The 18,934-nt window shown below is 63.9% G+C and carries 19 protein-coding genes; 5 read left to right on the top strand and 14 right to left on the bottom strand.

All coding sequences use genetic code 11. The features are described from left to right. Nucleotides 1-380: 380 nt before the first annotated feature. Entirely contained in the window at nt 381-1,940 is a 1,560-nt protein-coding gene (locus tag IVA93_RS22150) for an acyl-CoA carboxylase subunit beta (protein WP_085352812.1), read from the bottom strand. Next, entirely contained in the window at nt 1,870-2,844 is a 975-nt protein-coding gene (locus IVA93_RS22155; protein WP_247540484.1) for an IclR family transcriptional regulator, read from the bottom strand. The genes IVA93_RS22150 and IVA93_RS22155 overlap by 71 nt, the downstream gene beginning before the upstream one ends. Before the next feature lie 94 nt (nt 2,845-2,938). On the opposite strand from IVA93_RS22155, the gene IVA93_RS22160 reads away from it, so the two are divergent. The 4 genes from IVA93_RS22160 to glsA all read left to right on the top strand — a co-directional run bounded on the left by IVA93_RS22160 (nt 2,939) and on the right by glsA (nt 8,472). Then, nucleotides 2,939-3,160, top strand: coding sequence for an acyl-CoA carboxylase biotin carboxyl carrier protein subunit (locus IVA93_RS22160; protein ID WP_018459231.1), 222 nt, complete (start codon nt 2,939-2,941; stop codon nt 3,158-3,160). Nucleotides 3,161-3,324: 164 nt separating this feature from the next. Then, a complete protein-coding gene (locus IVA93_RS22165; RefSeq protein WP_018459232.1) occupies nt 3,325-4,491 on the top strand; it encodes a TAXI family TRAP transporter solute-binding subunit in 1,167 nt (388 codons plus the stop codon). Nucleotides 4,492-4,526: 35 nt separating this feature from the next. Then, nucleotides 4,527-6,602, top strand: coding sequence for a TRAP transporter permease (locus IVA93_RS22170; protein WP_247369226.1), 2,076 nt, complete (start codon nt 4,527-4,529; stop codon nt 6,600-6,602). Between the two features lie 22 nt (nt 6,603-6,624). Then, a complete protein-coding gene (gene glsA, locus IVA93_RS22175) occupies nt 6,625-8,472 on the top strand; it encodes a glutaminase A (RefSeq protein ID WP_247369223.1) in 1,848 nt (615 codons plus the stop codon). 5 nt (nt 8,473-8,477) lie between these two features. Here the strand turns inward: glsA and IVA93_RS22180 are convergent, their stop codons facing one another. After that, nucleotides 8,478-8,780 carry a nucleoside triphosphate pyrophosphohydrolase family protein gene (locus IVA93_RS22180; protein ID WP_026233761.1) on the bottom strand — a complete coding sequence of 101 codons (303 nt, stop codon included), beginning with the start codon at nt 8,778-8,780 and terminating at the stop codon, nt 8,478-8,480. A gap of 26 nt (nt 8,781-8,806) precedes the next feature. Beyond that, nucleotides 8,807-9,334 carry a carboxymuconolactone decarboxylase family protein gene (locus tag IVA93_RS22185; RefSeq protein ID WP_085352807.1) on the bottom strand — a complete coding sequence of 176 codons (528 nt, stop codon included), beginning with the start codon at nt 9,332-9,334 and terminating at the stop codon, nt 8,807-8,809. On the opposite strand from IVA93_RS22185, the gene IVA93_RS22190 reads away from it, so the two are divergent. Then, on the top strand, nt 9,333-9,503 hold the full coding sequence (locus IVA93_RS22190; RefSeq protein WP_158091581.1) for a hypothetical protein: 171 nt from the start codon (nt 9,333-9,335) through the stop codon (nt 9,501-9,503). The two genes, IVA93_RS22185 and IVA93_RS22190, sit on opposite strands and share 2 nt — an antisense overlap. A gap of 439 nt (nt 9,504-9,942) precedes the next feature. Here the strand turns inward: IVA93_RS22190 and IVA93_RS22195 are convergent, their stop codons facing one another. The 10 genes from IVA93_RS22195 to IVA93_RS22240 all read right to left on the bottom strand — a co-directional run bounded on the left by IVA93_RS22195 (nt 9,943) and on the right by IVA93_RS22240 (nt 18,890). Beyond that, nucleotides 9,943-10,302: a Zn-ribbon domain-containing OB-fold protein gene (locus IVA93_RS22195; protein ID WP_085395909.1), complete on the bottom strand. Its 360-nt coding sequence runs from the start codon at nt 10,300-10,302 to the stop codon at nt 9,943-9,945. Next, entirely contained in the window at nt 10,299-11,435 is a 1,137-nt protein-coding gene (locus tag IVA93_RS22200) for a thiolase family protein (RefSeq protein ID WP_247369220.1), read from the bottom strand. The genes IVA93_RS22195 and IVA93_RS22200 overlap by 4 nt, the downstream gene beginning before the upstream one ends. Then, complete coding sequence (locus IVA93_RS22205; protein ID WP_247297549.1) at nt 11,432-12,655, bottom strand: CaiB/BaiF CoA transferase family protein; 1,224 nt, start codon at nt 12,653-12,655, stop codon at nt 11,432-11,434. Before IVA93_RS22205 ends, IVA93_RS22200 begins: the two co-directional genes overlap by 4 nt. A 121-nt stretch (nt 12,656-12,776) precedes the next feature. Next, entirely contained in the window at nt 12,777-12,983 is a 207-nt protein-coding gene (locus IVA93_RS22210; RefSeq protein WP_018459240.1) for a hypothetical protein, read from the bottom strand. Nucleotides 12,984-13,101: 118 nt separating this feature from the next. Beyond that, on the bottom strand, nt 13,102-14,271 hold the full coding sequence (locus tag IVA93_RS22215; RefSeq protein ID WP_007609038.1) for an acetyl-CoA acetyltransferase: 1,170 nt from the start codon (nt 14,269-14,271) through the stop codon (nt 13,102-13,104). 59 nt (nt 14,272-14,330) lie between these two features. Then, complete coding sequence (locus IVA93_RS22220) at nt 14,331-14,981, bottom strand: bifunctional 4-hydroxy-2-oxoglutarate aldolase/2-dehydro-3-deoxy-phosphogluconate aldolase (RefSeq protein ID WP_018459241.1); 651 nt, start codon at nt 14,979-14,981, stop codon at nt 14,331-14,333. A 13-nt stretch (nt 14,982-14,994) separates the two neighbouring features. Then, nucleotides 14,995-15,975, bottom strand: coding sequence for a sugar kinase (locus tag IVA93_RS22225; RefSeq protein ID WP_247369216.1), 981 nt, complete (start codon nt 15,973-15,975; stop codon nt 14,995-14,997). Between the two features lie 23 nt (nt 15,976-15,998). After that, nucleotides 15,999-16,985, bottom strand: coding sequence for a D-erythronate dehydrogenase (gene denD, locus IVA93_RS22230; protein ID WP_247369214.1), 987 nt, complete (start codon nt 16,983-16,985; stop codon nt 15,999-16,001). Between the two features lie 79 nt (nt 16,986-17,064). Further along, a complete protein-coding gene (locus IVA93_RS22235; RefSeq protein WP_007592322.1) occupies nt 17,065-17,940 on the bottom strand; it encodes a carbohydrate ABC transporter permease in 876 nt (291 codons plus the stop codon). Nucleotides 17,941-17,942: 2 nt separating this feature from the next. Continuing rightward, a complete protein-coding gene (locus IVA93_RS22240) occupies nt 17,943-18,890 on the bottom strand; it encodes a carbohydrate ABC transporter permease (RefSeq protein WP_007592324.1) in 948 nt (315 codons plus the stop codon). Between the last annotated feature and the right edge of the window lie 44 nt (nt 18,891-18,934).

The following is an 18,934-nucleotide window of genomic DNA, read 5'->3' on the forward strand; positions in this document are numbered from 1 at the left end:
GTTATTGTTTTGAGGTCACGTCATCGCTGCCGCGCAAAGCGCGAGCACAAGGCCGTCGACGCCAAGGGCACCGCCCGGCGGCTGGCATCCGCCGTCCGGTCAGCAGGTGACGAGGGAGCGAACCGAGGAGGCTTTACGGCTTCCTCACGAAGCCCGCGCGCAACCGCTCGGCAAACCAGACTACAAAAATCGAAGCGAACGACAGGCAGAAAAATATGGCCGTCCAAAGCAGCGCGTTACCCGCATTTGTCATGACGTCTCTCCCTCGTTTCAAACGAGACGCTTGCAGACAATCGGACGCGACGTGTTGCGATAGATCAATTTTGCCGAACTGCAATTAGGCTGAGATCGGCAACAGCTGCTCGCAGTGACGGCTGAAGCTACGGCCTGATCGAAAAATTCCCCGGCGGCCCTGGCTTTCGCAATGGCTCCGACAGCCGCGCGAACTCGCACAGCAGCGACCGCGTCTTCCTGGGATCGATGATCTCCTCCACCCAGAATTTTTCGGCGGAGCGGAACGGCGAGCGCAGCTTGTTGAGGCGGTCCTCGATCTCTTTCAGTTTCTCCGCCTTGTCCTCGGCCGCGTCGATGTCCGCGCGGTAGGCGGCTTCGATGCCGCCTTCGAGCGGGAGCGAGCCCCAATAGGCCGACGGCCAGGCGTAGCGGATCGAGAAGCGGTCGGCGGGCTGATGCACCACGCCGGCGACGCCGAAGGCGTTGCGCAGGATCACCGTGCACCAGGGCACCGTGGCCTGGTTGACCGCGGCCATAGCGCGAACGCCATGGCGGATGGTGCCCGCCTTCTCCGCATCGAGCCCGATCATGAAGCCGGGGCAGTCCATGAGATAGACGATCGGCAGATGGAAGGTCTCGGCGAAGTCGACCCAGCGCACGACCTTCTGGCAGGCATCCGCCGTCCAGGAGCCGCCATAGTGAAAGCTGTCGCTGGCGAGCACCATCACCGCCCTGCCCTCGAGCCGCGCGAGGCCGACAATGATCGGCTTGCCGAAATTCTTGGCGACCTCGAAGAACGAGCCCTTGTCCACGACCTGTTCGACGATCGGCCGTATCTTGTAGACCTGCTTGCGGTTGCGTGGCACCGCGCTCATCAGCGTCTCTTCGGTACGCTCCGGATTGTCGGTGCAGGGCAAGGTCGGCGGCAGCTCGTAAACCGACGACGGCAGATAGGACAGGAATCGCCGCGCACAGGCGAAGGCGTCCTCCTCCGTGTCGACGGCATGATCGACCGCGCCGGCGCGGGTCTGGATGTCGGCGCCTCCGAGCTCTTCCTTCGAGAGGTCCTGCCCCAGCGCCTTCACCACCGGCGGACCTGCGACGAACATCGCGGACTTCCGGGTCATGATGGAATAGTGGCTGGCGGCAAGACGCGCGGCACCGAGCCCTGCGACCGAGCCGAGGCCGAGCGCGACCACGGGCACGCGCGACAAATTGTCGGTGGTGAAGCGATACCAGCGTGTGCCGCCGATGCCGCCCGGCAAGTTCGCCGCGCCCTTGGTCTCGATAGTCTTGACCGAGCCGCCGCCGCCGGAGCCTTCGATGATGCGGACGATGGGCAGGCGGAGATCATGCGCCATCTCCTCCGCCATCAGCGGTTTTGCGGAGATGGACGCGTCCGCCGAGCCGCCGCGCACGGTGAAATCGTCGCCGACCACGACGACGGTGCGGCCTTCGATGCGCGCGCGGCCGAACACGCAGTTCGCCGGCGTCAATTTCTGCAACTCGCCGTTGGAATCGTATTCACCGACGCCGGAGACGGCGCCGATCTCGTGAAAGCTGCCCTTGTCGGTCAGTCTGTCGATACGCTCCCGAACAGTCAGTCGGCCCTGGTCATGCTGACGCTTGACCTTGTCAACGCCGCCCATCTCCCGCGCGAAGGCTTCGCGCCGGGCGAGCTCGTCGAGTTCCGGCTTCCAGTTCATTCACTCCCTCCGAATTGATCGGCTTGTTATTGTTGTGCACGGCCATGGCGACCGGTTTACGCGGGATGCGGGCGTTGAAGACGTCGCCTTCCGCGCCCTCCATCAGGCTGCCGAGCGAACGGCCGAGCGCGAGCATCAGCGGCGCGACTTCGGCATGCAGGCGCTCTTCGTCGTACATCGCCGACAGAAGACCGATCGTGATGACGACGAAGGTCTGGTATTGCGGCGACCAGATCGGCACCGCGAGCCCGTTGATATGCGGGCTCCACAGGCCGCAGGCCACGACATAGCCGCGCTCATGCAGCGACCGCCGGTTGGCCTCGATGCGGGGCCGCAGGATTTTCGCAGCCTCGGGAGCTTCCCGCTCCATGTCCGCGATGAAGGCATCGCCGACCTCGGGCGCCAATGCCGCGGTGTAGGCTGCGCCTGCAGCGGTCGAGGCCATCGAGATGCGGCTGCCGGTGCCCTCGTGCAGCCCGAGTGCCGAGGCCGAACGCGCGAACTGGAGATAGACCAGATGGAAGCGATCGGGGACCACGAAGCCGACGGTGCCCGGCAGTTGCTCGGCGACTTCCTGGAGCCGCTGGCGGATCATGCTGCGCAGCTGCGCGCCCTTCATCATCGAGGCGCTCATCGCCACCGCGCTCGGCCCGATGCGATATTTCTGATCGCGCGGCAGATAAACCAGTTGCCCCATCCGCGTCAGCGTGTGCGTCAACCGCGACACCGTGGAGCGCGGCAGGCCGCAGCGATTTGAAATTTCGAGATTGCCAAGCCTGGCCTCGTGGCCTTCGAAGCACCGCAACACGTCGAACGCGCGCGACACCACCTGGATGACATCACCCTCACCGGCTTCGCCAGCGAGCGCACCTTGTCTACTCAACCGCTCCGAACGTCGTCCCATGATCCCTACCGCTTGTTCCGCTGTGCGGAATTAAATTCCGCTTGCAGAAGAAACTACCTCAGGCATTTTGCGACCACAACAAAAAGGCGATGGCATGCCAGAAATTAAGATCGTCACGGAGATCGCCGGACGCGTCTGCGCAACTCCCGTGCAAGTTGGAGGAACCGTTGCAGATGGCGATGAGATTGTGGTGGTCGAAGCGATGAAGATGGAGATACCGGTGCTTTCGCCTGTGAGCGGCGAGATCACATCGCTTCTGGTGAAGCTCGACGACGTCGTTACCGAAGGACAGGCGATCGCAATCGTCGCAAGCTGACTGCATTCTCCGTCGTTTTCCGCGACATTCTGTCAGCCTCATTGCTGCGTTCGCGGTACGGCGTTGCCATCGCCTGACCGCGATGACATGATCTCTCAAACAAAACCTGTTTCAAACAAAGAAAGAAATCGTCGCGGCAAACGCGAGGATCATTGGAGGGAAACATGCGTCGTGGGCTGATCATGCTCGCGCCTGCCGTGGTGGCAGGCCTTTCTTTTGTGTCTACACGCTATGCATTCGCCGACGACATCAAGCTGCCGGCAACATTGACGTTCACCGCCTATGACACCGGTACCGCCGGCTTCAACATCGCGGTCGGCGTCGGCAAGATGATGAAGGACAAATACTCGACCGACGTGCGCGTGCTCCCCGCAGGCAACGATGTCGCGCGTCTGGCGCCGCTGCGCGCCAAGCGCGCGGTCTCCGCGGCGATGGGATCGGGGACATATTTCGCGCAGGAGGGCGTGTTCGAGTTTGGCTCCAGGGAATGGGGCCCGCAGCCGCTCCAGATCCTGCTCTCGAGCGTTGATTGCAATTGCGGTTCGCTCGGCGTGGCCGCGGATACGGGGGTGAAGGAGCTGAAGGACCTCAAGGGAAAGCGCGTCGGCTTCGTCGTCGGCTCGCCGGCACTGAACCAGAACTCGCTCGCGGTGCTCGCCTTCGCCGGCCTGACGCAGAAGGACGTCAAGATCGTCGAGTTCGCAAGCTACGGCGCGATGTGGAAGGGCTTGATCAACAACGACACCGATGCGGCCTTCGGCACCACCATCACCGGTCCCGCCAAGGAAGCCGAGACTTCGCCGCGCGGGCTGGTCTGGCCGCCGCTGCCCGCCAAGGACAAGGAAGGTTGGGCACGGATGCAGAAGGTCGGCTCGTTCTTCTTCCCGCAGACCGCGACCTGCGGCGCCGGTATCTCGCCGGACAAGCCGATCGAGCTCGGCAACTATCCCTATCCGATCTTCGTCGCCTACGCCTCGCAAGCCCCCGAGCAGGTCTATGCGATCACCAAGGCGATGATCGTGAACTACGATTCCTACAAGGACTCCGCGCCCGGCGCCGGCGGGCTTGCGGCCGATCGCCAGACCAAGAACTGGGTGGTGCCGGTGCATCCCGGCGCGGTGAAGGCTTTGAAGGAGGCCGGGCAATGGAACGACGCACAGGAGGCGCACAACAACGGACTGATCAAGCGGCAAGAGGTGCTTGGCGCCGCGTGGACCGACTACGGAAAATCCAATCCGCCTGCGGATGATAAGGCGTTCCTCGACGCCTGGATGAAGGCGCGTGCCGCGGCGCTTGCGAAGGCCGACATGCCGAACGGGTTCGAGGATTAGTTCACAGCGTTAATTGTCCACGCCCGGGGTCGATCATGTCGTCTGCTTCAGTCTCCACCCCCTCCCAGGACGAGGCCAAGCGGATCGTGTTCGACGATCCGCATGGCGCCGCCGCCAACATGCAGGAAGCGGAAGTTACGCGCGTGCGAAGCTTGCGTGGCGCCTGGCGCTGGCTACTCGTCCTCGCGACCGCCGCGACCATCCTGCTCTGCATCAACCAGCAATTCTCGCTGCGCTTCTTCGTCGGCTACACCCAGCTCAACACGGAATGCTTCTACCTCCTGATCGCCCTGATGCTGCCGTTCACGTTCCTGATCTTCCCGGGGACCCCGCGCGCGCCGCTCGATCGCATTCCCTGGTATGACCTTCTCTGCTTCGTCGTGACCTTTGCCGCCGCGCTGCTGTTGATGTCGAACGTCCGCAAGGCCGCCGAGGCCGGCTGGGAATTCGGCGGCGCGCCGAACAGCGTGATCGCAGCCGGTCTCGTGATGTGGGTGATGTTGATGGAGGCGCTGCGCCGCACCGGCGGCTGGAGCCTGCTACTGAGCGTGCTTCCCTTCACCGTCTATCCGCTGTTCGCGGAATCCAGCTGGCTCGGGCCGTTCCGCGGCACGCAGTCGACGCTGGAGCAGGCGACCGCCTATCACGTGCTGTCGGGCGAGAGCCTGCTCGGCATTCCCATCCAGGCGTTTGCCGACACCGTGATCGGCTTCCTGGTGTTCGGCACCGCGTTGATGATGACCGGCGCCGGAAAGTTCTTCATCAATCTCGCCTTCGCGCTGTGTGGCACGTTCCGCGGCGGCGCGGCCAAGGTGTGCATCTTCGCCAGCGGCCTGCTCGGCATGATGTCAGGCTCGATCATCTCCAACGTGCTGACCGCCGGCACCATGACCATTCCGGTGATGAAGAAGAGCGGCTTTCGCGCCTCCTATGCGGGCGCGATCGAGGCTTGTGCCTCGACCGGCGCGGTGCTGGCGCCGCCGGTGATGGGCGCGACCGCCTTCGTAATCGCGCAGTTCCTCAATGTCAGCTACGCCGATGTCGCGATCGCGGCCGTCATTCCCGCCGCGCTCTATTATATCGGCCTGTTCATGCAGGTCGATTCCTACGCCGCACGACACGGGCTGAAGGGCATTCCGCGCGCGGAGCTGCCGCGGGTCATGGATACGATCAAGGATGGCTGGTACTACGTCTTCGTCATCGCCCTTCTGATCGTGATGCTGCTCTACTTCAAGCGCGAGAGCCATGCGCCATTCTACGCCACCGCATTGCTTCTTGTGCTCAACCAGCTGTTCTCGAAGGACACGCGCTGGACTGTCGCGACCATCGGCAAATTCCTCGAGGTCAACGGCCGCACCTTCGTCGAGCTTGTCGGCATCCTCGCCGGGTGCGGCCTGCTGATCGGCGCCTTCTCGATGACCGGCGTGGTGTCGAGCCTCGCCAACGACCTGCTGCATATCGCCGGCGACAATCCGTTCCTGCTGCTCGGCATGTGCGCCCTGACCAGCCTGATTCTCGGGCTCGGCCTGACCACGACGGCCTGCTACATCTTCCTCGCCATCCTGGTCGCACCCGCGCTGGAGAAGCTCGGGCTGAACAAGATGGCCGTGCACATGTTCATTTTCTACTGGGGCATGCTGTCGTCGATCACCCCGCCGGTCGCGATTGCATCATTCGCAGCGGCAGGTATTGCCGGCTCGCCGGCGATGAAGACGGGCTGGGAATCGATGTGGGTCGGCAGCATCATCTATTTCATCCCGTTCTTCTTCGTGCTCAATCCCGCGCTGGTGCTGCAGGGGCCGAGCCCCTATCTGGCCGGTCTCGGCTTGATGGCGCTCGCGGCGTTCGGCACGCTGTTCATCTGCGGCGGCATCCAGGGCTACCAGCCCTTCGTCGGCGATCTCCGCGGCGCCGGTGCGCTGGAGTGGCCCATCCGCGTGCTGCTGGTGATCGGCGGTTTCGTGGTGGCCACCCCCGGCGGCGGCATCATGCCGCTGTCGCAGATGCAGGTGACGCTGCTCGGCCTCGCCATCCTGATCCCCACGATTTTGCTCGCCCTGCTGCTGGTCCGGCGGCAGACCGTGGTGCCGGACGGGTTGCGCGTGCCCTGATTGCGTTGCACAAAGAGAGGCAATGAAACCGCTTTCGCCTCTCGCTACCGCCTGGACCCGCTCGAAGCCGCCTTTGCTGCGGTTTCTGGACAATTGCCTCAACGAATTCTCGGCAGAGACCTCGGGCGCGGTCGCCGACTACATTCCCGAGCTCGGCAAGGCCGATCCTGCCTGTTTCGGAATCAGCCTCGCGACCCTGGACGGTCATGTCTACGAGGTCGGCGACTCCAGGGCGCCCTTCACCATCCAGTCGATGTCAAAGCCGTTCGTGTTCGCGCTGGCGCTGGACCTGCTCGGCGCAAACAGGGTGGAGAGCGCAATCGGCGTCGAGCCCTCCGGCGATCCTTTCAACTCGATCCGGCTCAACTCGGAGAATCATCCATTCAACCCGATGGTCAATGCCGGCGCGATCGCCTGCACCGGGCTGATCCACGACAGCAAGGGTCCGGACGCCTTCGAGCAAATTCGCCTCGCGCTCAGTCGTTTTGCCGGCCGCGACCTCGCCGTCGAGGAGGCCGTCTACGCTTCCGAAAGCCAGACCGGCGACCGCAACCGCGCCATCGGCTATCTCCTCAAGACCAATGCGGTGATCTCGGACAATGTCGCGGCCGTACTCGACGTCTATTTCCGGCAATGCGCGGTGCTGGTCACCGCGCGCGACATCGCCGTGATGGCGGCAACGCTCGCCAACCGTGGCGTCAACCCGGTTACCGGCGAGCAGGTGCTGACGCCTTACGCGATCTCGCGCACGCTGTCGGTGATGACGTCGTCGGGCATGTACGACTATGCCGGCGAATGGATCTACCGGATCGGCATCCCCGCCAAGAGTGGCGTCGGCGGCGGAATTCTCGCCGCACTCCCCGCCCGCCTCGGGCTCGGCAGCTATTCGCCAAGGCTCGACAAGCACGGCAACAGCGTGCGCGGCATCAAGGTCTGCGAGGCGCTGTCCTCGCATTACGATCTGCATATGCTCAACCGCAGCGACGACGCACGCAACGCCGTCATCGCCGATTACGACATCGGCAAGAGCCCGTCGCGGCGCGTGCGCCGCCCGCAGGAGCGCGATATTCTCGCAGCCCACGAGCAGGAGGTGCGGATCATCGAGCTGGTCGGCACGCTGTCGCTGTCGGCGGTCGACTATGTCTCACGCCGGCTTGCGGGCCGGCCGCGGCCGCAATTCGTGATTTTCGATCTCCACCGCGTCACCTCCACCACACGCGCCGGGGCGCGGCTGGTGGCTGAAGCGTTCGAGGAGCTGGCGGCGCTGAATGTGACCGTCGTCCTGTCAGGCGTCAGGCGCGCCTCCAAAGAATGGGACAGCCTGCGGGAGTGGACCGCGGAGCTGAAGAACGTCCGCGACTTCTATGTGCTCGACACCGCGATCGAATGGGCCGAAGACCAGATCGTCTACCGCTATGGCGGCTCGATCGATTTTCACGAGACCACCGAGCTTTCCGAGCAGCCGCTGCTCGCAGGCCTCAGCGCGGAAGAGCTGACCGACCTCGCCTCGATCTGCACGATCCGGATCTATCAGTCTGGCGCGAAAATCCTCACCACTGGCGCCGCAGCCGATTCCCTGTTCTTCCTGCGCAGCGGCGCGGTGCATGTCACCCTGCCCGACGGAGTGCGGCTCGCAACACTCACCGCCGGCATGGCGTTCGGCGAGATGGCCCTGATCGAGACCACCCGCTCCGCGGACGTGTTCGCGGATATGGCTGCGACCGCGTTCGAGGCGCCTCTGAAAGCGTTCGAGCGCTTCCGCAAGCAGCACCCGCACGCCAGCGAACGCATCATGCGCAATCTTGCGCAGCTTCTGGCCGAGCGCCTGATCGTCGCCAACGCCAAAGTGGATATCTTGACCTCCACCTGAGCGGCCTAGCGGCTCGCCGCCTCGCTGATCCGCCGCTTGATCTTGGCGGCACTGGTCTTGAGCAGCTCCGATGGCTGCTGGCCGGTCGCCACGCAGAGGCAGGCCCAGTAATAGATGACATCGCCGAGCTCTTCGACGAGGCCCGCCTGGTCGAGCCAGTCATCGCGGAGCAGCTTCTTGATATGGTCGGCGACTTCGCCGGACTCGCCGGCGAGGCCGAGCCCGAGATAGGACAGCCGTTCGTTCGACGGACGCTCATCGACTTTCGCAATCGTTGCAGCCCAGGCGGCATATTCATCGATCGTCATGAGCATCCCTCACAGCAATTGCTCGATCAGCCGACCACTTCGGTGACCGGCTGAAGGTCGATCTCGAAGGTCTCCAGAAACTTTGACGTCATGATGTAGAATCCCACCGAGAGCTGCAGTTCAACCAGTGCGGCCGGCGTCAGCTTCGATGAGATCGCCTTGAAGGTCGCATCCGTCGGCTTGTTCAGCTTGACGATCTCGTCGGTGAAGGCTAGCGCGGCGCGCTGCACTTCATTGAAACAGTTCGCGGCCTGCCAGTTCTCGAGCGCCTCGTTCTGCTCGTCGGTGACGCCGACATTCTTGCCGATGCGCTTGTGCGCGACGATCTCATACGGCGCCTCGCACAAAATGCCGGTGCGGGTGATCGCGAGTTCGCGCACGATCGGATCGAGCTCGCCCTTGTGGCGGATGGCGCCGCCGAGCCGGCAGTACTGCTCGAAATAGCTCGGCGAATGCGACATCATCCGGAAGATGTTGGCATTGCGGTTCTTGTCGAGGATCTCCCGGGTGCGGTCGGATGCCTTGGACGGGTCGCTGTAGTTGATGCGGGCCATGATTTTCCTGAAGTTTTTCCCTAAGCCTTTGATGCTTTTTGTCGTTAGCGGCGAAATTTCCACGAAACTGTATTCTTGCGCGTCCGCAGGAGCAACAACATCGAGTCAAAATGCCGCCGCATTGCTGAACGACCTTGGGACAGTCGATATTCGCCGCGTGGGGACTTGATCGCGGCGGATACTCGCAAGGGGTGTTCCGAGTAAAAACAATTGGCCGTTGGGCGCTAACCGCGCATCGATGAGTCACGCCCAAGTCTAGGGAGAAAATGGAATGAAGGAAGCCACCAAGGGGGCGGCCTCGGAAGCGTTCGCGCATATGCTAGCGGTGATGGCGATGCTCGTCATCGCCAGCATCCTGTTCTACGGGCGCTAGTTAAGAGTCGGGTGAGAGCTTTCGTCATTCCGGGGTGGCCCTCGCACAGGCCAGGCCCAGAATTCCCGTTCCAGGCTCGGTCTCTCAGGACCGCCCCCGAATGACGGATCCCACCGCTCGCTTTGCTGCAGGAGCCCGGATGGAGCGAAGCGCGAGCCGGGAAAGTCTATCGGTGAGGCGAAAAACCCGGATTTCGGTCCGCTCCATCCGGGCTGCATCGAGCAACTAAATTTCACTATCTGTCTTTGGCGAAGAACGGCACCAGCTTGCCGGCGAATGGCTTGAAGCTCGCATTGACCTCATCGCCGATGGCGAGATCATTCTCACCATGCGCCATCATGCGAAAACCCTCGGCGCAATCGACCAGCACGATGTTGTAGGGCACGTGCGACCCTGTCTCAGGCGTGGCGGCGCGGCAGACCAGCGACGTCGCATAGACCCTGCCTTTGCCGCTGGCGCGCTGCTCCCGCAGATCGGACGCGCCGCAGGCCACGCAGAAGGCGCGACGAAAATACTGCACATGGCCGCATGCGGTGCAGGTCTGATAGGTGACGGCCTGTTCGCCATTGGTCCAGTCGCCAAGACGCTTGCTCATCGCACCCGCTCCAGGAACATGCTGACGTGGGACGACAGCACGCCGCCATCGCCGTGCAGCAGCGCGATCGAGGCGTCGCGCACCTGACGATTCGCCGCTCGCCCCGTCATCTGCAGATGCGTTTCCACCAGATGCGCCATGGCGCCACCGACGCCGCAATGACCGTAGCTGAGCAGGCCGCCATGGGTGTTCAGCGGCATCGCGCCGTCGCGGCTGAAATGGCCGGCGCGCACGCGTGCGGCTGCCTCGCCCCGGCCAGTAAGGCCAAGATCTTCCAGCAGCATCGCGAGCGTGATCGTAAAGCTGTCGTAGATCGCCGCGTAGCGCACGTCGGAAATCGCGAGGCCGGTGGCCTCCCTGGCGCGGGCGACGGAGATCTCGGCGCCGAGTTCGCTCAGGGCGGGCGCTGCAGTGACGTGCTGATGGGTATGAGCCTGGGCACACCCGCGAATGCGCACGCCGGCCTCTCCCGTCCGCTCGCGGCTGACGACGAAGGCGGCACCGCCGTCGGACACCGGGCAGCAATCGAGCAGCTTCAGCGGCATCGCCACCGGCTTAGAGCCCATGACGTCGGCGACCTCGATGGGATCCTGGAATTGCGCACCAGGATGAGTGCAGGCGTGGGTGCGCATCAGCACCGCGAATTCGGCGAGGTCTTCTTCCGTCACGCCGTACTCGTGCATGTATCTGTTAGCGACGAGGCCGTAATAGGCGGGGATGGTCGGGCCGAGCGGCAGTTCGTAGTCGGGATGGCCGACCTGCGCCAGCGCTTGGATCGAGGCGTCGCGGCTCTGTCCAGTGAGGCGGTTCTCGCCGGCCACGACGAGCACATTGCGGGCGACGCCCGCTTCGACGAGATGATGGGCGAGCATGGTCATCGCGAGCCCGGTCGCGCCACCGACCTGGACGGCATGGGCGTAACTGGGGCGGATGCCAAAATGCTCGGCAAAAACGGTCGCCAACATGATGTGCGGCGAGACGGTGGAGTAGCCGCAGAGGATGCCGTCGATCTCGGCACGCTTGAGCCCGGCATCGTCGAGCGCAGCCTGCGCGGCCTTGCTCATCAGCTCCAGCGAGGACGAGTCTTCGTGCTTGCCGAAAGGCGTGAGACCGACGCCGGTGATGAAGCTCATGGGCGCACCAGTGCATCGTCATTCCGGGGCGGCGAACGGGTGACGCCATCGCGGACCATGGCGTCGATCTCGTCGGCGGAATAGCCGATCTCGCGCAGGATTTCCGCGCCGTGCTCGTTGAGCTGCGGCGCGAGCCGCACCGGTTCGGCTTCGGTTTCGGACCAGGTGGCCGTCACCCTCATGCTCCGGATCGGCCCTTCAGTTGGATGGTTCACCACTGGGAAAAAGCCGGTCGCCTCCAGATGCTCATCGTGCAGCATCGACGCGAGGTCGTGCATGGGCATCACCGGCACGTCGGCCTTGGTGAGCAGGTCGATCCATTCCGCGGTGCTGCGCGTCTCGAAGATGCGCGCGAGCTCGGCATAGACGACGTCGATATTGGCGGCGCGGCCGGCGAATGTCGCGAACATCGCGTCGGCGCGCAGGTCGTCGCGTCCCGTCGCCTTAAAGAAGTTCTCCCACTGCTTGTCGTTGTAGACGATGACGCTGAGATAACCGTCCGATGTCTTGTAGGGCCGGCGGTCGCGCGAGAGGTGGCGGGCGTAACCGCCCTTGTCGAGCGGGGGCTCATAGGTCAATCCGCCCATGTGGTCGCCCATGACGAAGCCGGCCATGGTCTCGAACATCGGGATGTCGACGCGCTGGCCGCGGCCGGTGCGGTCGCGGTGCACGAGGCTGGCGCAGATCGCGCCCACGGCAGTCAAGCCTACGATGCGATCGACCAGTGCGTTCGGCACATAGCGCGGCACACCGTCACCGGTCTGCGCCATCAAGGCGGGCAGCGCGGTGGCGCCCTGGATCAGATCGTCATAGGCCGGTTTTGCAGCATAGGGCCCGTCCTGGCCGAAGCCGAACACGCCGGCATAGACCAGCCGCGGATTGATTTTGGAAACAACGTCATAGCCGAGTTGAAGCCGCGCCATCGCCTGCGGGCGGACGTTGTAGACGAGAACGTCGGCGTCTTTCAGCAAGCGGAGCACGGCCTCGCGGCCGGCGGGCTTCTTCAGGTCAAGGCAGATCGAGCGCTTGCTACGGTTGGTGTTGAGAAACACCGGGCCCATGCCTGCGTGCCGCATCGGGCCGATCAGGCGGGTGACGTCGCCGTCCAGAGACTCCACCTTGATGACGTCTGCGCCGTAATCGCCGAGCATCTGGGTCGCATAGGGGCCCATCAGCACGGTGGTCATGTCGACGACCTTGATGCCCTTCAGCGGCCCCATCGTTCGCTCCCGATTGCGCGGCCTCAAGTGAGGCCTGCGATTTCGGTCCAGCTAACGGCAGTGGCGGCGCATGCGCAAGAGCCGCCGGCGTATGGCCGCATGCGCCGGCGGCGAAAGGCGGCTATTTCTTCTGACGGGAATCGCGAATCTTGAGGAGGCGGTCGAGCTCATCATTCTGCTGGTTGATGCGGTCAGCGATCCGCGACTCGTTCTGCTCACCCGAGGCGGCCGCGGCCTGCTCGATGAGCTGGCGGATATTGTCCTCGAGAATCGCGATGCGATCGTTGAGTGCGTCCATCGACAGCGAATCTTCGTAGTCATTGCTCATGATGCATCCCCTGCAAATCGATCAAGAGCTTTAAGGGCCCCCAGCGGGCCCACCATGATCTAGCGCAAGATAAGAAGGTGGGCACGGCGCTTCACGCCTTGCCTACCGTGCAGCAGCCTTACTTCAGCGGCTCCAGCACGGAGACGTAGTTGGCAACCGCCGCACCGCCCATGTTGAAAATGCCGCCGAGCTTTGCATTCTTGAGCTGCATGCCCTCGGGCGCTTGGCCGGCGAGCTGCATCGCGGTCATCACGTGCATGGAGACGCCGGTGGCGCCGATCGGATGGCCCTTGGCTTTCAGGCCACCGGACGGATTGACCGGCAGCTTGCCGTCCTTGAGCGTCCAGCCTTCCTTGATGGCACGGGCACCCTGCCCCCGCGGCGTCAAGCCCATCGCTTCGTACTCGATCAGCTCGGCGACGGTGAAGCAGTCATGGGTCTCGACGAAGGAGAGATCGGAAAGTGTAACGCCCGCCTTCTCCAGTGCGCGCTGCCAAGCGACCGTGCAGCCCTCGAACTGGAGGATGTCGCGCTTGGACATCGGCAGGAAATCCTGGGCGTGCGCGGTGGCGCGGAAGCCGATCGACTTGCTCATGCCCTTGGCGGTTTCCGCGTCGGCCAGCACCAGGGCAGCGGCACCGTCCGAGACCAGCGAGCAGTCGGTGCGCTTCAGGGGGCCGGCGACGTAGGGGTTCTTCTCGCTCTCGGCGCGGCAGAAGTCGAAGCCAAAGTCCTTGCGCATCTGGGCGAAGGGATTGGCGACGCCGTTCTTATGGTTCTTGGCCGCGATCAGCGCCAGTGCATCGGACTGGTCGCCGTATTTCTGGAAATAGGAGCTGGCGATCTTGCCGAACACGCCGGCGAAGCCGCCGACAGTGTCGCCGTCCTCGGGCAGATAGGACGCCTTGAGCAGGTTCTTGCCGATCTCCGGGCCCGGCGTGCGCGTCATCTGTTCGACCCCGACAACGAGGACAATCCTGGCCGCGCCGGCCGCGATCGCGCGCACGCCCTGATGGACGGCGGCGGAGCCGGTGGCGCAGGCGTTCTCGACCCGGGTCGCCGGCTTGAAGCGCAGCTTCGGGTCGGCCTGGAGCACCAGCGAGGCGGTAAAATCCTGGGGCGAGAAGCCGGCGTTGAAATGGCCGAGCACGATCTCGTCGACATCGCCGGCCGAAATGCCGGCATCCGCCAGCGCCTCATTGGCTACCTTCACCACAAGGCTTTCCACGGTCTCGGTGTCGAACTTGCCGAACGGCGTATGCGCCCATCCGACGATGCTGGCGGTCATGGTCATTCTCCCTGGCGCTCTCTTGCTGACCTAAGTCTTAGCTCAGGGATGGCAAGACTTCACGCGGGTTTAAGGGCCTCGAGGGTGCGCTGGCAGATGGCAGTTATGCCGGCCCAGTTCCCGGCCCTGATCTCCGCCGTCGGGCACAGCCAGGAACCGCCGACCGCGACCACATTGGGCTCCGCGAGCCAGGTTGCCGCATTGGCCTCGCCGACCCCGCCGGTCGGGCAGAACCGCACGTTCGGGAACGGCCCACCCAGCGAGCGCAGCCCCTTGATGCCGCCGGCCTGCTCGGCCGGGAAAAATTTTGCAATGTCGAAGCCGTAGGACAGCGCCATCATCAGCTCGGAGGCCGTGGCGATACCCGGCGCAAACGGCAAGGAGCTATGGGTGGCGGCCTTCAAGAGGTCCGGGGTCAAGCCCGGGCTGATGCCGAACGCAACGCCGAGCTTCTCGACACGGGTAAAGTCGGCCGGATTGAGAATCGTGCCGATGCCGACCACCGCCTCGGGCACCTCGGCCATCATCGCCCTCGCCGCCTCGATCGCAACAGGGGTACGCATGGTCACCTCCAGCGTGCGGACGCCGCCGGCCACCAGCGCACGCGCCAGCGGCACCGCATCCTGGATACGCTCGATGGTGAGGACGGGAATGACAGTCGCGGCCTTGAACAGCGCGGCGAGGTGGTTCTGTTGGGCAGTCGTGGTCATCTTGGCTTTCGTTTCACTTGGTCGCTTGACGCGTGGTCGCCGGCCGATGCCGTTTCTTCGGCGGCATGGCATAACCCGGAATGATGGCGCCGGAATAGCAGATGACGAGGCTGGCGAGGCGGTGCCCGGCCTGCGCGGCCTCGACCGGGTCGGAACCGGCGAGCCGTGCCGCGATATAGGCCGCCGCAAAGCTGTCGCCGGCCGCGGTGGTGTCGACCACGGGCTTGGTCATGGGCTCTGCGCGGACCTCGTAGGGCCCCCCGGGAAAGCGCAGCAGGCTGACCGGCTCGGCGAGCCGGAACACCAGCTCGGGGCTTGGGATGCGCGCCATCAACTGCTCGTGGCTTTCGCCGGGATAGAGAGCGAGCAGATCCTCGGTCGAGGTCAGCACGATGTCGGCTGCCGCGAAGGCCGATGAAAACACCTCGCGCGCGACCTCACGATCCGGCCATCCCCGCGCGCGAAAATTGGTGTCGAACACGAAGCGGGTGCCAAGCAGACGCGCGCGCTTGATCGCCGCGAACAGGCGCTCGCGCCCGGCCGCGTCGTAGATCGAGAGCGTGATCGCAGAGAGATAGACGATGTCGTAGCTCATCAGCGAGTTGAGGAGATCGTCCGTCTCCGGCAGGTTCATCAGCTGGCGCGCCGCCGCACTGTCGCGCCAGTGGAAGAACTGGCGCTCTCCCTTCGCATCCAGCTGGATCATGTAGAGGCCGGGCAGCTTGCCCGGCAGCCGCGCGACGCGCCTCGTGCCGACGCCCTCCGCAGTCCAGGCCGCGATCATCTCATCGCTCAGGGCATCGTCGCCAAGCGCGGTGAAATAATCGACCTTGACCTCGAGCCGCGCGAGGTAAACGGCCGTGTTGAGGGTGTCGCCGCCGAATCCACGCGAGTAGAGGCCCCCGCCCTGCCCGCTGGAAGGTCCGGCGGATTGTCCACCCTGGGCCTGCCGGAGCTCGACCATGCATTCGCCGATGCAAGCAACGCTCGCCATCACTTTACCCGCTCAGTCAGAGATCAGGCGACGAAATTGCCGCCGAGCTCGTCTTCGATGTGAATGCGGATGATGTCGTCGAAAGTCTTCTCGGCAGTGGTGAAGCCGAGCTCGAGCGACCGCTTTGCATTGAAGTTGCGCGGCCAGCCGCCGACGATGCTGACGATAAAGGGATCGGGCTCCCGCTTGATGCGGGCGGCGACCTTGTCGCCGGCGACGCGCTTCAGCGCAGCGATCTGCTCGCCAACCGTCGCCGACAGACCCGGCATGGTCAAATTACGGCGCGGCCCCACCGCGGCGAGGTCCATGGTGCCGGCATGCAGCAGGAAGCCGACGGCGGAGCGCGGCGTGGCATGCCAGTGGCGGACGTCCTCGGACACGGGAAGAACCGCTTCCTTGCCGGCCAGCGGCTCGCGCAGGATGTTGGAGAAGAAGCCCGATGCCGCCTTGTTGGGCAGGCCGGGCCTGATGCAGATGGTCGGCAGGCGGATGCCGATGCCATCGAGGAAGCCGCGGCGGGAATAGTCGGCCAGCAGTAATTCGCCGATCGCCTTCTGCGTACCGTAGCTCAGAAGCGGCGTGTGGAAGAACTCGTCGCCGATCGCATCGGGGAACGGCGCGCCGAACACCGCGATCGAGGACGTGAAGACCACGCGCGGCTTGTAGCCGCCGCCTGCAAGCCTGACGGCATCGAGCAGCATTCGCGTGCCGTCGAGATTGATGCGGTAGCCCTTGTCGAAATCGAGCTCGGCTTCGCCCGAGACGATCGCGGCGAGATGAAAGATCACGTCCGGACGGCCGGCGATCAGCTTTTCGGCCGCACCCGGCACGGCGAAATCGCTCGACACGGTCTCGACGGCAAAACCGGCTCTTTCGGGCGCCTTCGGCTCGACCACGTCATGCATGGTCAGCTTGGTGATGTCGCTCTTGCCGAGCCGGCCGTCGCGCGACAACCGTTCGCACAATTTGCGGCCGACCATGCCGGCGGCGCCCAGAACCAGAATGTGCAAGAGCCTACTCCTTTTTATTGGCCGGAACGCGCCGATTTCGGCGATTCGTCCCGGCGCGCTCTCGAGGCAGGCCCCGCGATCATTCCTTCACGGCGCCGGTCATCGCCGACACATAATACTCCACGAAGAAGGAATAAAGGATAACTACGGGAACCGAGCCGGTCAGAGCCGCCGCCATCAGCGCACCCCAATGATAGACGTCGCCATTGACGAGCTCAGTGATCGCGCCGACGGGGATCGTCTTGTTTTCGGACGAGGAGATGAAGGTCAGCGCGTAGATGAACTCGTTCCAGGACAACGTGAAGGCGAAGATGCCCGCCGAGATCACGCCCGGCAGCGAAAGCGGCAGCGTGATCTTCATCAGAATCTGCAGCCGCGTCGCCCCATCGATCAGCGCACACTCCTCCAGCTCATAGGGGATGGTGCGGAAATAGCCCATCAGGAGCCAGGTGCAGAACGGGATCAGGAAGGTCGGATAGGTCAGGATCAGCGCCAAATTGCCGTCGAACAGCCCGAGCTGAAACACGATCGCCGCCAGCGGAATGAACAGGATCGATGGCGGCACCAGATAGCCGAGGAAGATCGCAAGGCCGACATAGCGCGAGCCCTTGTAGCGCAGGCGCTCGATGGCGTACGCGGCGCAGACGCTGGCGAACAGCGAGATGAAGGTCGAGGACACCGAGACGATCACGGTGTTCCACATCCAGAGCGGATAGTCGGTATCGAAGAACAGCTTCTTGATGTGCTCAAGCGTCGGATGCACGATCCAGAACGGATTGTACTTTTCGTAGTCGTACATCTCCGCGTCCGGCTTGAACGTCGCGACCGCCATCCAGTAGAACGGGAACAGCAGGAAGAAGATGATCAGGCCGAGCGGAAGGTAGACCCGAAAAAACTTCCGCGGGAAGCTCTCGAGATAGTCCATTCCGACGCTTTGGTCGTCTGCCGTGGTCATGGTCAGTCCCTCCCGCCCTGCTGCCAGCGGGAACGCTGAAGCCCGAAAAAGCTGAGCAGGATCGCCGCGACCAGGAACGGAATCATCGCGTTCGAGATCGCCGCCCCCTCGCCGAGATTGCCGCCGGTGATGGCGCGCTGGAACGACAGCGTCGCCATCAGATGGGTGGAGTTGATCGGTCCACCCCGCGTGATGGTGTAGATGAGCTGAAAGTCGGTGAAGGTCATCAGCACCGAGAACGTCATCACGACCGCGATGATCGGCGACAGCATCGGCAGCGTGATGTGGCGGAAGCGCTGCAGATTGGTGGCGCCGTCGAGATTGGCGGCCTCATAGAGCGAGGGCGAGATGGTCTGTAATCCCGCCAGCAGCGTGATCGCCACGAAAGGAACGCCGCGCCAGATATTGGCGGCGACGACCGACCAGCGCGCATTCCAGGGATCGCCAAGGAAATCGATATAGCGCGTGATCAGGCCGGCCTTGATCAACACCCAGGAGATGATCGAGAACTGGCTGTCATAAATCCACCAGAACGCGATCGCAGAGAGCACCGTGGGCACGACGAAGGGCAACAGCACGATCGCCCGGATCATCGACTTCATCGGCAGCCGCTCGTTGAGCAGCAGCGCCAGGTAAAGGCCGATGGCGAATTTCACCGCGCTGGCGGCGACCGTGTAGAAGATGGTGTTGAACACCGAAAGCCAGAACACTGAGTCCTTCGCCAGCGAGACGAAATTCTGGAAGCCGATGTAGCGCCCGGCGCCGCCGATCTTGGTGTCGGTCATGCCGAGCCAGAAGCCCAGCGCCAGCGGGTAAGCCAGAAACAGGATGAGGATGGCGATTGCCGGCACCATGAACATCGCGCCGAGGAAATGCCGGCTCTCGAATGCTCTGGTCCACAAGCTGCTGCGCTTGGCCTGCGCGACAGTGGACTCGGCCATAACTGCCATGTCGGATTCCCCTCGACGAAAAGTCGCGGCGTCCGGCGAACCGG

Origin of the sequence: Bradyrhizobium sp. 155 (assembly GCF_023101105.1) — a bacterium.
Classification (GTDB): Bacteria; Pseudomonadota; Alphaproteobacteria; order Rhizobiales; family Xanthobacteraceae; genus Bradyrhizobium; species Bradyrhizobium canariense_D.